Here is a 12,298-nt window from a genome sequence, read left to right as displayed (position 1 = left end):
ATGCACGCGTTCGACGTCCTCGGCGACCCCGTCCGGCGGCGGATACTGGAACTGCTCGCCGGCGGCGAGAAGACCTCCGGCGCCGTCTGCGAGGCCGTCACGGCGGAGTTCGGGATCTCGCAGCCCGCGGTGTCGCAGCATCTGAAGGTGCTGCGGGAGAACGGTTTCGCGACCGTCCGCCCCGAGGGCGCCCGACGGCTGTACGCGGTGAACTCCGCACCGCTCAAGGACGTCGACGCCTGGCTCGACCGGTTCCGCGGCTTCTGGGCCCAGCCCCTGGACGCGCTGGCCACCGAGCTGGCCCGCGGCAGGCGCGAACGCCGGCTGCGCGGTGCCGACGACCCTCCGAGGAGCACCCCATGATCGACGTGACCCATCAGATCAACGCCGTCGACCGCCGGGTCGGCCGCCGCGTCTTCAAGGCGGCCGAGGCCCGTGTGGTCACCGTGAGCCAGTCCTACGGCGCCCCGCTCGACGACGTCTGGGACGCCTGCACCAACCCCGAGCGCATCCCGCGCTGGTTCCTCCCCGTCACCGGTGAACTCCGCCTGGGCGGCCACTACCAACTCGAGGGCAACGCCGGCGGCACGATCGAACGCTGCGACCCGCCCAAGGGCTTCGCCGCGACCTGGGAGTACGGCGGCGAGACCAGTTGGATCGAGCTGCGCCTGACCGCGCTGGACGGCGGCGGCACCCGCTTCGAGCTGGACCACCTCTTCCACGTCGACGACACCAAGTGGGGCGAGTTCGGCCCCGGCGCGGTCGGGGTCGGCTGGGACATGATGCTCATCGGCCTGACCCGCCATCTGGCGAGCGGCGCTCCCGTCGACTCCCGCGAGGCCATGGCCTGGGTGGGCTCCGAGGAGGGCCGCCGATTCGTCGCCGCGAGCAGCGAGGGGTGGTACGCGGCCAACGTCGCGAGCGGCGAGGACCCGGCCCGCGCACGCGAGGCCGCCGACCGCACCACCGCCGCCTACACGGGCGCCGGGGGATAGCCGGAAAACGGCCGCACCCGCCCGCGTAAGGTAAGGTTCACCTGCGCGTTCGGGCGGATCTCCGCACGAACGCACCGGGACGTGGCGCAGCTTGGTAGCGCACTTGACTGGGGGTCAAGGGGTCGCAGGTTCAAATCCTGTCGTCCCGACTTTACGGAGTCGCAGGTCAGGGGCCTTTTCAGAAGACATCTGAAAAGGCCCCTTGATCATTCTTGGGGAACGAGTGGCGCCCGGCCCGACCTCACCGGAACGCTTCCGTCCTCTGGCTCTACGCTCTCCTCCGCAGTTCCGGCACCCAGCAGTGAGGAGAACGCGATGGCCGAACATCCGCCTCCCGACTCGCTCCAGAACTACGGCTACAGGCAAGAACTCCACCGCTCCCTGACCTTCCGCGACCTGCTGGTCTACGGCCTGGTGTTCATGGTGCCCATCGCGCCCTTCGGGATCTTCGGCAGCGTCTTCCAGGGCTCCGGCGGCATGGTGGCGCTGACCTACGCGATCGGCATGGTGGCGATGATGTTGACCGCGCTGTCGTACGCGCAGATGGCCCGGGCGTTCCCCATGTCCGGCTCGGTCTACGCGTATGCCGGACGGGGCATCGCGGCTCCCGTCGGGTTCCTCTCCGGCTGGATGATCCTGCTCGACTACGTGCTGGTGCCCGGACTGCTGTACCTGATCGCTGGGATCGCCATGAACTCGCTGGTCCCGGCCGTCCCGGTGTGGCTTTGGCTGCTGGGCTTCGTAGTGCTCAACACCGCGGTCAACTACGCGGGCATCCAGATGACCGCGCGGGTCAACAAGGTGATGCTGCTGGCCGAACTCGTCGTGCTGGCCGTCTTCGTGGTGATCGGCGTGATCGCGCTCGCCCAGGGCAAGGGTCGCGGGTTCGACTTCACCACGGTCTACAACGGCGGAACCTTCTCCTGGGGGCTGGTCTTCGGCGCCGTCTCCATCGCCGTGCTGAGTTTCCTCGGGTTCGACGGCATCTCGATGCTGGCCGAGGAGAACAAGGAATCCGCCCGTGCCATCGGTCGTTCGATGGTGGCGGCTCTGCTGCTGGCCGGCGCCCTGTTCATCGTCCAGACGTGGCTGGCCTCCCTGCTGGTGCCCGACCCGGACAAGCTCATCGACCAGGGCGACCCCGACGGCACCGCCTTCTACGACGCGGCCCGCGTGGCCTCCGGCGAGTGGCTGGCCACCCTGACCGCCGCGGCCACCGCCGTGGCCTGGGGCTTCGCCAATTCGCTGGTGGCCCAGGCCGCCACCTCCCGCCTGCTGTTCGCGATGGCACGGGACCGGCAACTGCCCTCTTTCCTGGCCAGGGTTCACCCGCGGCACCGGGTTCCGGTCAACGCGACTCTGCTCACGGCCGCCGTCTCGCTGGTGCTGGGCCTCTACATGAACTCCCGCGACGACGGCGTGACTCTGCTGAGCACTCTGATCAACTTCGGTGCGCTGACGACCTTCCTGGTCCTGCACGCGTCCGTGGTCGTCCACTACCTGATCCGCCGACGCAGCCGTGACTACTGGCGGCATCTGATCGCGCCCGGCATCGGCTTCGCGATCCTGGCCTACGTCGTGGTGAACGCCAACATCGCCGCGCAGCGACTGGGGTTCGTCTGGCTGGGTGCGGGTGTAGTGGTCCTGGCCGGGCTGCTGCTGACCGGCCGCCGACCGCGCCTGGCCGCCATGGAGGCCACGGACGAGCCGGCGGGGACACCGCCGCGCAACGGATAGACACCGCACGCGCACGCCGCATCCCGTATTCCCCGCAGGCAAGGAGAAACATTGAACACGTTCGCCCAGGTGATCAGCATCCCCACGGACCCGGACCGGTACGCCTACTCCTTCGGCGGCGGGTCGCCCGTCGTGACGGTGCGGCCCGGCAGCATCGTGGAGCTGACCACCGAGGACTGCTTCGGCGGCCGGGTACGCGGAACGGCCGACCTGCCCAGCCAGGTGTGCTCCTTCCCCTACCTGAACCCGGTCACCGGTCCCATCGCCGTCGCCGGCGCCGAACCGGGCGACGCGCTGGCGGTGCACTTCGTGGACATCTCCCCGGCCCGTGACTGGGGCGTGTCCAGCACCTTCCCGCACTTCGGCGCGCTGACCGCCACCCACGCCACCGCCATGCTGCATCCGGCGCTGGAGGAACGGGTCTGGCTCTACGCCATCGACGCCAAGGCCGGCACCTGCCGGTTCGAGGCCCGCCGAAGCGACTTCGCGGTGGATCTGCCGCTGGATCCGATGCACGGCACGGTCGGCGTCGCCCCCGCCGCGGGCGAACGGTTGATGTCCATCTCGCCGGGTGTGCACGGCGGCAACATGGACACGCCGGAGTTGCGCGCCGGAACCACCGCGTACTTCGGGGTCAACGTCGAGGGCGCGATGCTCGCCATCGGGGACGGCCACGCCCGGCAGGGTGAGGGCGAGGTGTGCGGAACCGCGGTGGAGACCGCCATGAACACGGTCGTGGCCGTGGATCTCGTCAAGGGCGGCGCGCCCGCGGTGCCGCGGCTGGAGAACGACGACTTCCTGCTGAGCACGGGCCACGCGCGCCCGCTGGAGGACGCCTTCCGGATCAGCCAGCACGACCTGGTGCAGTGGACGGCGGATCTGCTGGGACTCGACCAGCTGGACGCCTACCAGTTGGTCAGCCAGGCCGGGCTGGCACCGGCGGCGAACGTATGCGACACCCAGTACACGATGGTCGCCAAGCTGCCCAAGCGGATCCTCGGCGGCGCCCGCGCCTACACAGGGGTCCACGACCGGTTGCGCGCGCTGGGGGCGGAATACCTGCGGCACCGCTGAGCCGCCCCGGCCAGGGGCCGTCTACTGCGGCCGTACCGGATGCTTGCTCATGATCGAGACCCGGTTGAACGCGTTGATGGTGACCGCCGCCCAGATCACGGCGGAGATCTGGTCGTCGGTGAGCACCTCGCGGGCCGTGTCGTACGCGGCCTCCTGAAGGGCCGCGTCACCGGGGTCGGTGGTCGCCTCCGCGAGCGCGAGCGCCGCGCGCTCGTCGGGGGTGAACAGTTCGGTGTCCCGCCAGGCCGCCAGCACCCCGATCCGCTGTGTGGTCTCGCCGGCCCGCACGGCCGCCCTGGTGTGTACGTTGAGGCAGTAGGCGCAGCCGTTGATCTGCGACACGCGCAGGTTGACCAGTTCCACGAGCGTCCGGTCGAGCCCCGCCTCGGCGGTGACCGTACGGACCGCTTCCGCGGTCTGGACGAGCGCGTGGTAGGCGATGGGGCTCTGCTTGTCGATGAAGATCCGTTGGGTCGCGGACTCCGTCGTGTGGGTGCTCAACCTGGGACTCCTCCGGGGCCTGTGCGGCCCCCTTGTCGCGTGGTGTGTACCTGCCGGTGTCGTCCGACCTATTATCACGGCATGATAGTTGAATGTAAAACGATTCTTGAGGGAGGCGGTCCACGGTGAGCAACGCCGAGACGAAACCCATGGAAGTGCGCTGCGGCGGGCCGGCGGACGGCGAGCGGCCGACCGAGGCGGCCCGGATCGACGTCCTGACCGCGCGTGACGTGCCCCTCGGCGGCCCCCGGGCGATGACCGTGCGGCGGACCCTGCCGCAGCGCGCCCGGACCCTGATCGGTGCCTGGTGCTTCGCCGACCACTACGGCCCCGACGACGTCTCGGTGACGGGCGGCATGGACGTCGCCCCGCATCCGCACACCGGGCTCCAGACGGTGAGCTGGCTGTTCAGCGGGGAGATCGAGCACCGGGACAGCCTGGGCAGCCACGCCTACGTACGGCCCGGCGAGCTGAACCTCATGACCGGCGGATACGGCATCTGCCACTCGGAGGTCTCCACCCCGCGGACCACAGTCCTGCACGGCGTCCAGCTGTGGGTGGCGCTGCCGGAGGAGCACCGCGACGCCGCACGGGACTTCCAGCACTACGCACCCGAGACCGCGCGGATCGACGGGGCCGAGATCAGGGTCTTCCTGGGCTCCCTCGCCGGCCACGCCTCCCCGGTGCGGACCTTCACACCCCTGCTCGGCGCCGAGATCGTCCTCCAGCCGCGCGCGGCCCTCACGCTCCCCGTGGACCCCGGCTTCGAGCACGGCCTCCTGGTCGACCAGGGAGAGGTGCGCCTGGCCGGCACCCTGGTGGCTCCCGCCGAGATGGGCTACGCCCACCCGGGCGTCGACACGCTGACGCTGACGAACGAGTCGGACGACATCGCACGGACGGTCCTGCTCGGCGGAACGCCGTTCGAGGAGGAGATCGTCATGTGGTGGAACTTCATCGGGCGCAGCCACGAGGACATCGTCAAGGCCCGGGACGAGTGGCAGAACTCCTCCGATCGCTTCGGCGCCGTCGAGGGATACCCGGGGGACCGGCTTCCCGCCCCCGCGCTGCCCAACGCCGTCATCACGCCGCGCGGGAATCCACCGCGCCACTGATCCGTTCGACGTGTCACCGACCCCATCCGAGAGGCACCCGATGAGCCAGCCTTCCACCGCTCCGACCGTCCAGCGGGCAGACGCAAAGCACCGCTACGAAATCCTGGTCGACGGCAAGCGTGCCGGACTGACCGCCTACCGCGACCGCGGTGAACAGCGCGTCTTCTACCACACCGAGATCGACGACGCCTTCGCCGGACAGGGCCTCGCCTCCCTACTGGTCCAGGAGGCGCTCACCGACGTACGCGAGTCCGGGAAGCGGATCGTGCCCGTCTGCCCGTACGTGGCCAAGTTCCTGAAGAGGCACGAGGAGTTCGCCGACAGCACCGACCCCGTGACCCCCGACGTCCTGCGGTGGCTGGACACCCAACTGGGCTGACCGCTCGCACGCTTCGAGCCGACCGGCGCGGAAGCGGGACAAAGAAGAGCCGGGCCCGGGGCGACAGCCCCGGGCCCGGCACCTACTGCTGTCCGGCTACAGGGTTCGTACCCGGATGTTGCGGAACTCGATCAGGTCGTTGTTGCCGTGGTTCTGCAACCCGACGTACCCGCTGAGGAACTGACGCAGGTCCGTGGGCGGGTCACCCGCACGGGACGACGACTTGCCGGGCGTGTTGTCGAACTCGTTGATCACCACGCCGTTGCGGATGATCGTGTAGTGCTGCCCGACAACGCGGACCTCGTAGTCGTTCCACTGGCCCTTCGGGGTCACCCCCGCCTTGTCCAGGCCCACCGGCTTGAAGTTGTACACCGAGCCGGTCTTCTGGACCTCGCCCGTGGCCCCGTCGTAGATCTGGATCTCCTGACCACAGTAGATCGCGACCCACTCGGGGGCGGTGCGGGCCGAGCCGACCGTCCCACAACTGCCGGCCGGGCGGTCGGCCAGCGGTGTCCTCGGGTCCGGGAACCGGGTGAAGACCCCGCTGTTGGCACTGCCGGTGCCCGGGGCGATGTCCCGGAACTGGAGCCTGACCGAGAAGTCCCCGAGCTCCTGCTTGGCGTACCACAGCATGCCCATGCCGCCGGAGCTGCGCATGGTGCCGTCGGGCAGGAGTGAGAAGTTCCCGGCGCCGGCCTGCCGCCAGTCGGCCAGGCTTGCCGCGGTCCCGTCGAACATGGGCTTGTACCCGGCGATCTTGCCGATCTCGCTCTGCGCCGCCGCCTTGCTGATCGCCGACGACTCGCGGTTGTCGAGGACGCCCTCCTTGCGGAGGTCGTTGACCACGGAGTTGACGTGACTGACGAACTCGCCGTGGTTCGACCAGGAGGCCTCGTCGTCGATCAGGTCGTTGACGGTGCAGCCGCCTCCGGCCTTTTGGTTGGTCACGCCCGTGTCGGTGTCGAGCAGCTTGACGGTCGGCCGGGCGTCGGGAGCCGGGCAGCCCGCCTTGGCGTCGAACGTCGCGGTGGCCTGCTCGCCGTTGGCGTAGGTGACCGTCAGCTTCGCGTGGTACGTGCCGTAGTCGCCGTACGTGTGCGTGGGGTTGGCCTCGTGCGAGGGCTTGCTGCCGTCGCCGAAGTCCCACTCCCAGGCCACACCGCCGGTCTTGGCGCTGGAGAAGGCCACCGTCTTCGGCTTGCTCTGGGTGATGACCCGCGCCCCAGCGTCCTGCGGCTTCGGGGTGGCCGGGCCACCCTGGTAGCTGATGCGGATGAGCTTCTGGTTGTTGTGCAGGCTGAAGAAGCCGCCCGCGTAGTCGAGCATGTACAGGGCACCGTCGGGACCGAACTTGGCGTCCATCCAGCTCTGCAGCTGGGTGGCGCCGCTGCCGGGCGCGATGATGCTGCGCACGTCCTCACCGAAGGCCGGCGCGCCCTGGTCCTTGATGCGGTCGGGGTCGAGGGTCACCGCGACCCGGTTGTTGGCGTTGGACTCGTCACCGATGAACCACTTGTCCTCCCAGTACGCCGGCCAGGCGACACCGCTCTTGGTGTCCACCTGGGAGCGGTGGTAGGTCGGACCGGACATGATGGCCTGGCCGCCGCCCTTGAGGTACGGCTGGGTGTACGTGGCCTCGCTGTCCACGTAGCTCGGGACACCGCTGCCGTCCGCGCGCTTCGGGAAGACCGGGCCGCCGCCCTGGGGCGAGTACCAGATCATGTTGTCGCGGGCCGGCGGGATGTCCACCAGGCCGGTGTTGCGCGGCGACTCGTTCTTGAGGTTGTTGCAGTCGTACCAGCCGGTGAGGACGCTGGCGTCGGTGTTGCTGCGGTCACGGTACGGCTGCCGGTTGCCCATGCAGTAGGGCCAGCCCTGGTTGCCCGCGGAGGTGATGACCGTGGCCGTCTCGTACTTGGCCGGGCCGAGCTCCGGGTTGGAGGCTCCCGCGTCCGGACCGACCCAGCCGGCGTTCAGCCAGTTGTGCACCGGGTCGACGGAGAGCCGCGCGATGTTGCGGACACCCATCACGTAGATCTCCGGGCGGGTCTTGGCCGTGCCCGGCGCGAAGAGGTTGCCCTTGGGGATGGTGTAGGTGCCGTCGGCCTCGGGGTGGATACGGATGATCTTGCCGTTGAGGTCGTTGGTGTTGCCGGAGGTGCGGCGGGCGTCCTGGAAGGAGACACCCTTGTAGTCCTGGGTCCAGTTGTTCCCGGAGTAACCGCTGGAGCCACCGGAGGAGTTGCTGTCACCGGAGCCGATGTAGAGGTTGCCGTCCTTGTCGAAGGACATGCCACCACCGGCGTGGCAGCAGCTGTGGATCTGGGTGTCCCAGTGCAGCAGGTCCTTGCGGGTGCCCTGGTCGATGGACTCGGCCGCGAAGTCGTAGGTCAGCCGGGAGACCGTCCGCTGGCCGATCCGCTTGTCGCGGTCGATCGACTCGTGCGGCATCCAGTAGATGTAGATCCACCCGTTCTTCTCGAACTTCGGGTCGAGGGTGATGCCGACCAGACCCTCTTCGTTCTTGACCAGCTCGTCACCGCTGCCCCGGTTGCCCATCACGTCGAGCGTGGTGAGCAGCTTGACCTGCTTGGTCTTCGGGTCCCACTGGTGGATGGTGCCGCAGCCGAGACCGACCTTGGGGTCGTTCCAGGAGCTGATCGGGCCCGACGGGCAGGCGGCCTTGCCGATGTAGAAGGCCTTGCCGTCGGGGGCCATGGTGAGACCGTGCGGCTCACCGATCTGGTCGAGCTGCCCCGACTGGTTCTGGGCGGTCAGCCGCTCGGTCTTGTAGTTGGACGCGATGGTCGCCTGGCAGTCGCCGCGGACCATGCCGGTGGTCCACTGGATGGCGCCGAGGAGGTGACTCTGGAACTTCGTGTCGGTGGTGTAGCTCTCCTCGGTGCGGCCCATGCCGGTGTAGAACGACCGGCCGCCGTCGTAGTCCCGGCACCACGAGATCGGGTGGAACGGGCCGTTGGCGCTGACTCCCGGCTTGTACTTCCACTCCTCGACCTGGGCGATGGTGTGGACCTTGCCGATCGGGCTGGGGTCCCAGTTGATCCACTGGTCGGAGCGGGTCCAGTTGAGAGGCAGGCCCTTGTTGGCCGGGTGCTGACGGTCCGTCACGTCGACCACGGCCTGCTGGACCTTGGAGTCCTGCGGAGGCGTCGGGTTGGCGTTGAACAGTCGCAGCTCGGCCAGCTGGGTCAGCGGCTCACCGCTGTTCGCGGTGATGTCCAGCCGGTAGTGCTGGTAGGCCTGCGTGTTGGTGAACTGGAACTGCCTGGTCTGGAACCGCGACGGGAAGGTCTCGCCGCTCCGGGTGTCCAGGGTCGTCCAGTTCTGGCCGTCCTGCGAGCCCTGGAGCTTCCAGTCCTTCGGGTCCCGACCTGTGAAGTCGTTGGCGGAGGTCAGCGCGTAGTTGACCACCGCGACCGGCTTGTCCAGCTTCATGGTGACCCAGGCGGTCGGCGTACGGGCCAGCCACTTGGTGTCGTTCTTGCCGTCGAACAGCTTGTCCTTGCCCTCGTTCGGCGGGTTCTCCGAGTTGACCGCGCTCTCGACGACCTTCTCGGCGTCGGGCAGGCCCAGGGCGGGTCGGCTGCCGATCAGCCCGGTGAACCAGGAGGAGTCGGACTGAGCCCGGGCGGCGTCGTGGACGCCGACGAAGCCGCCGCCGTTCCTGATGTACGACTGGAACGCGGATTCCTGGTCGGCGTTGAGGGTCACGCCGTCGGCCGACAGGAACACCACCCCTCGGTACTTGGCGAGGCTGGCGGTGGTGAACACACCCGCGTCATCGGACTCGACGACCTTGAACCCGTTCTTCTCGCCGAGGGTCTCGATCGCCGCCGCGGCCTTCTTCACGGGGTCGTCCTGCTTGGCGGCCGGTCCGTGGAAGACCAGGACGTTCACCTGGCTCTCGGCGCCGGCGTCCTGGGCGGTCTCAGCCGGCGGCTGCGCGTTCGCCTCCACGGCCGGCAGCGTGGCGAGTCCCACGGTCAGCGCGGCGCTGGACAGCAGGACCACGGCGCGACGCCAGGACCACGCGTGACCAGAGGCCCGCGCGGGATGAGACGGCGGCGCTCCGCTTCGTCGTGAGAGGGCGAATCTGTCTCTCTTGCCCATGCTTGCTCCTTGACTCGATCCGACAACGGAAGAGTGATCAGGGGGTAGAGCGAGGGCTGCCGCGGACGCCCCGCCCGGCGTGCGCCGGGTGAGGCGGGTTTCGGCGGGCGGTCACCAGGCCCGGGAAGGACGGTGCCGGAGGGACGAGGACAGGTTCGCCTCAAGTCCTTGCGGGTGAGGACCGGCCGGCGGCAGTCGTACACGCCCGTCGGACCGTCAGGTGGTACGACGGGCGTGGTTTGGGGGCGAAGCCCGGAGGGCCCCGCCGCTGCCGTCCAGCGCCTAATGGTGGGGCATGCCGCCGGGGACCGAGCCGTCGGCCTCGGTCACGAGGAAGATACCGGCCATGCCCATGTCCGAGTGGCTCTGGACGTGGCAGTGGTACATCCAGGCACCCGCGCCGACCCGGTCACCCGCGATCACCTGGAACCCGAAGGAGTCCGCCGGGCCGACCGTCTTGGTGTCGATGACCCGGCTCACGTCCTGCGGCCCCTGGAGGATCCCGGTGCGGTTGTCCGCCCAGCGGTGGCCGTGGATATGGAAGGTGTGGAAGAACTCACCGTGTGTGATCACGATGAACTCCACCCGCTCGCCGCGGACGGCCTCGAAGGTGGGCGCGTTGTGGGCGCCCTTGTTGTTGATCATCATGTCGTTGAACACGACCGTGAACTGCTTGTCGGGCAGCACGTCGCCCTTGCGGCGCACGATCACGGGGCCGTACAGGCCCTTCTTGATGCCGCCCGTGCCGTGTGCGGTCCCCACGTTGTGGTCGTGATAGTGCCAGTAGCCGGCGCTGCCGGCTTCCCACGTCCCGTCGTGGTTCGGGCCCGAGGCGTGGGTGCGCCAGGTGTAGGTCCGCCGGCCGCCCGGCTCGACGACGCTGTCGTTCAGCTTGGTGCCGTCGCTGGCGACGTCGTAGTCCACGCCGTGCACGTGCAGACTCGCGGCGACGTCCAGGTTGTTGACGACCTCGATGTGCATCGTGTCGCCCTCGGTCAGCTCGATGAGCGGGCCGGGAATCGTTGCCTCGCCCGGCTTCAGGCCGTAGCCCATCTCCCCGTTCGGCAGCTTCTCCATGTACAGGGTCATGTTGCGGACGGTGCCCTTGTTGTTTCCTTGACCGCTTCCTTCCGCCGGCTTGTCCTTCGGGGCGGCGGCGGTTGCGGTGATGCCGAGCACCGTGGGTACGACCGCAGCGGCGGCCGCCCCGGTGGCGAAGGCCCGCCGAGAGAAGCGGCGTCTCGTACCTGCGCCTGAGTCGGTCATCGTTCTCCAATCCTCGAAACGCGTGCGGGCCCGAAGGCGTCGCGTGGTGGTGATGTGAGCCGCCGCCGACGGCAGCCGTCCCGTCAGGGCGGTGAGCGGTGGTGCGCGGGGCGTTCGGGCCCGTGGGGCAGGCGGGGCGGTCGTCGGATCGGACTCCGGTGGCAGCCGTCCGGCTTGGCTCGATGTGTCGGATACGGCGGGTATCGGGACGGCTGGGCGAACGGATTCGCCTCGGGACCGCCTCACCGTAGCGGGCGCCCCTCCAGTTTTTCCAGACTCAGGTCAAAGTTGGTTCGATTGTGGTCATAGACCTTGGCGAGTAGTCAAAAGGCCGGTAGCTTCCCAACGTTGCCGCACTTTGAGAGAGGTTGGGTCCGGGAGACCACCCCCTCGACGCGCTCATCCTGGCGGCTGGTCATCCACTAGACGGGACCGCGAGTCCCTGCGCGGTGCCGCACAAGCGAATTCGCGAAAGGTGCAGCGGTGTTCAGAAGACTGCTCCATGCCAATACGGATCCGCCCCTCTCCAGATCGGCGCCACGCAACCGGTTCCGCGCACATCCGGTGTTGGTGGCGCTGGTGACCGTTGCCCTCGCAGCCTTCTCGCTGGCCGTGCCGGCCGCGTACGCGGCGGCGAGCCGGGGGTCCGAGAAGGCGGCGAACCAAGTGCTCACCTGGACGGCCGGCGACGACTACACGAAGTACGTGTCGGCACCCACGACCGCGGTGGCCGGACCGACGACGATCGTGTTCGAGAACAGCGCGGCGACCGGCAACACCACGGGAATGCCGCACACGTTGACGTTCGACGTCTCGAGCTCCGACTACAACAACGACGTCAACCTCAACATCTTCGCGAGCCCCTTCGATTCCAACGGGGGCAAGTACACGGCCGAGGTCAACCTCAAGCCCGGCGTGTACCGCTACTTCTGCGCGATGCCGGGCCACGGGTCGATGACGGGCGAACTCGTCGTCACCCCCGCAGCCGGCGGCGACACCACCGCGCCGGAGACGTCGGCGTCGGTGTCCGGGACCAAGGACGCTTCCGGTAACTATGTGGGTAGTGCGACGGTGACGGTGTCGGCCTCTGACACTGAGTC

General features: G+C 68.8%; 10 protein-coding genes and 1 tRNA gene. 8 read left to right on the top strand and 3 right to left on the bottom strand.

Annotated elements, in window-relative coordinates; genetic code table 11:
• The 5 genes from ABZ818_RS18890 (at position 1) to ABZ818_RS18870 (ending at position 3,806) form a co-directional block, all read left to right on the top strand.
• Positions 1-363, top strand: coding sequence for a metalloregulator ArsR/SmtB family transcription factor (locus ABZ818_RS18890; protein ID WP_361415650.1), 363 nt, complete (start codon positions 1-3; stop codon positions 361-363).
• On the top strand, positions 360-995 hold the full coding sequence (locus tag ABZ818_RS18885; protein WP_361415648.1) for an SRPBCC family protein: 636 nt from the start codon (positions 360-362) through the stop codon (positions 993-995). Before ABZ818_RS18890 ends, ABZ818_RS18885 begins: the two co-directional genes overlap by 4 nt.
• Positions 996-1,070: 75 nt before the next feature.
• A tRNA-Pro gene (locus tag ABZ818_RS18880) sits at positions 1,071-1,144 on the top strand.
• Positions 1,145-1,310: 166 nt separating this feature from the next.
• Positions 1,311-2,732, top strand: a complete 1,422-nt coding sequence (locus tag ABZ818_RS18875; protein ID WP_361415646.1) for an APC family permease — start codon at positions 1,311-1,313, stop codon at positions 2,730-2,732.
• A 51-nt stretch (positions 2,733-2,783) separates the two neighbouring features.
• Positions 2,784-3,806 (top strand): acetamidase/formamidase family protein, encoded by a 1,023-nt coding sequence (locus ABZ818_RS18870; RefSeq protein ID WP_361415644.1) that lies wholly within the window; start codon positions 2,784-2,786, stop codon positions 3,804-3,806.
• A 21-nt stretch (positions 3,807-3,827) separates the two neighbouring features.
• Here the strand turns inward: ABZ818_RS18870 and ABZ818_RS18865 are convergent, their stop codons facing one another.
• On the bottom strand, positions 3,828-4,307 hold the full coding sequence (locus ABZ818_RS18865; RefSeq protein WP_361415642.1) for a carboxymuconolactone decarboxylase family protein: 480 nt from the start codon (positions 4,305-4,307) through the stop codon (positions 3,828-3,830).
• 125 nt (positions 4,308-4,432) lie between these two features.
• Between ABZ818_RS18865 and ABZ818_RS18860 the strand changes: the two genes are divergently transcribed.
• Positions 4,433-5,422: a pirin family protein gene (locus ABZ818_RS18860; protein WP_361415640.1), complete on the top strand. Its 990-nt coding sequence runs from the start codon at positions 4,433-4,435 to the stop codon at positions 5,420-5,422.
• 40 nt (positions 5,423-5,462) lie between these two features.
• A complete protein-coding gene (locus ABZ818_RS18855) occupies positions 5,463-5,801 on the top strand; it encodes a GNAT family N-acetyltransferase (RefSeq protein WP_361415638.1) in 339 nt (112 codons plus the stop codon).
• Between the two features lie 96 nt (positions 5,802-5,897).
• Here the strand turns inward: ABZ818_RS18855 and ABZ818_RS18850 are convergent, their stop codons facing one another.
• Together ABZ818_RS18850 and ABZ818_RS18845 are read right to left on the bottom strand one after the other, a co-directional pair.
• Complete coding sequence (locus ABZ818_RS18850) at positions 5,898-9,833, bottom strand: ThuA domain-containing protein (RefSeq protein ID WP_361415636.1); 3,936 nt, start codon at positions 9,831-9,833, stop codon at positions 5,898-5,900.
• Positions 9,834-10,214: 381 nt separating this feature from the next.
• A complete protein-coding gene (locus ABZ818_RS18845; protein ID WP_361415634.1) occupies positions 10,215-11,198 on the bottom strand; it encodes a multicopper oxidase domain-containing protein in 984 nt (327 codons plus the stop codon).
• A gap of 612 nt (positions 11,199-11,810) precedes the next feature.
• On the opposite strand from ABZ818_RS18845, the gene ABZ818_RS18840 reads away from it, so the two are divergent.
• Positions 11,811-12,298: plastocyanin/azurin family copper-binding protein (locus ABZ818_RS18840; RefSeq protein ID WP_361415801.1), on the top strand; the 488-nt coding region annotated here is incomplete at its 3' end.

Origin of the sequence: Streptomyces sp. NPDC047453, assembly GCF_040643155.1 — a bacterium.
Classification (GTDB): Bacteria; Actinomycetota; Actinomycetes; order Streptomycetales; family Streptomycetaceae; genus Streptomyces.
Note: the sequence above shows the minus strand (reverse complement) of the source record. Positions and strands in the feature narration are given on the sequence as shown.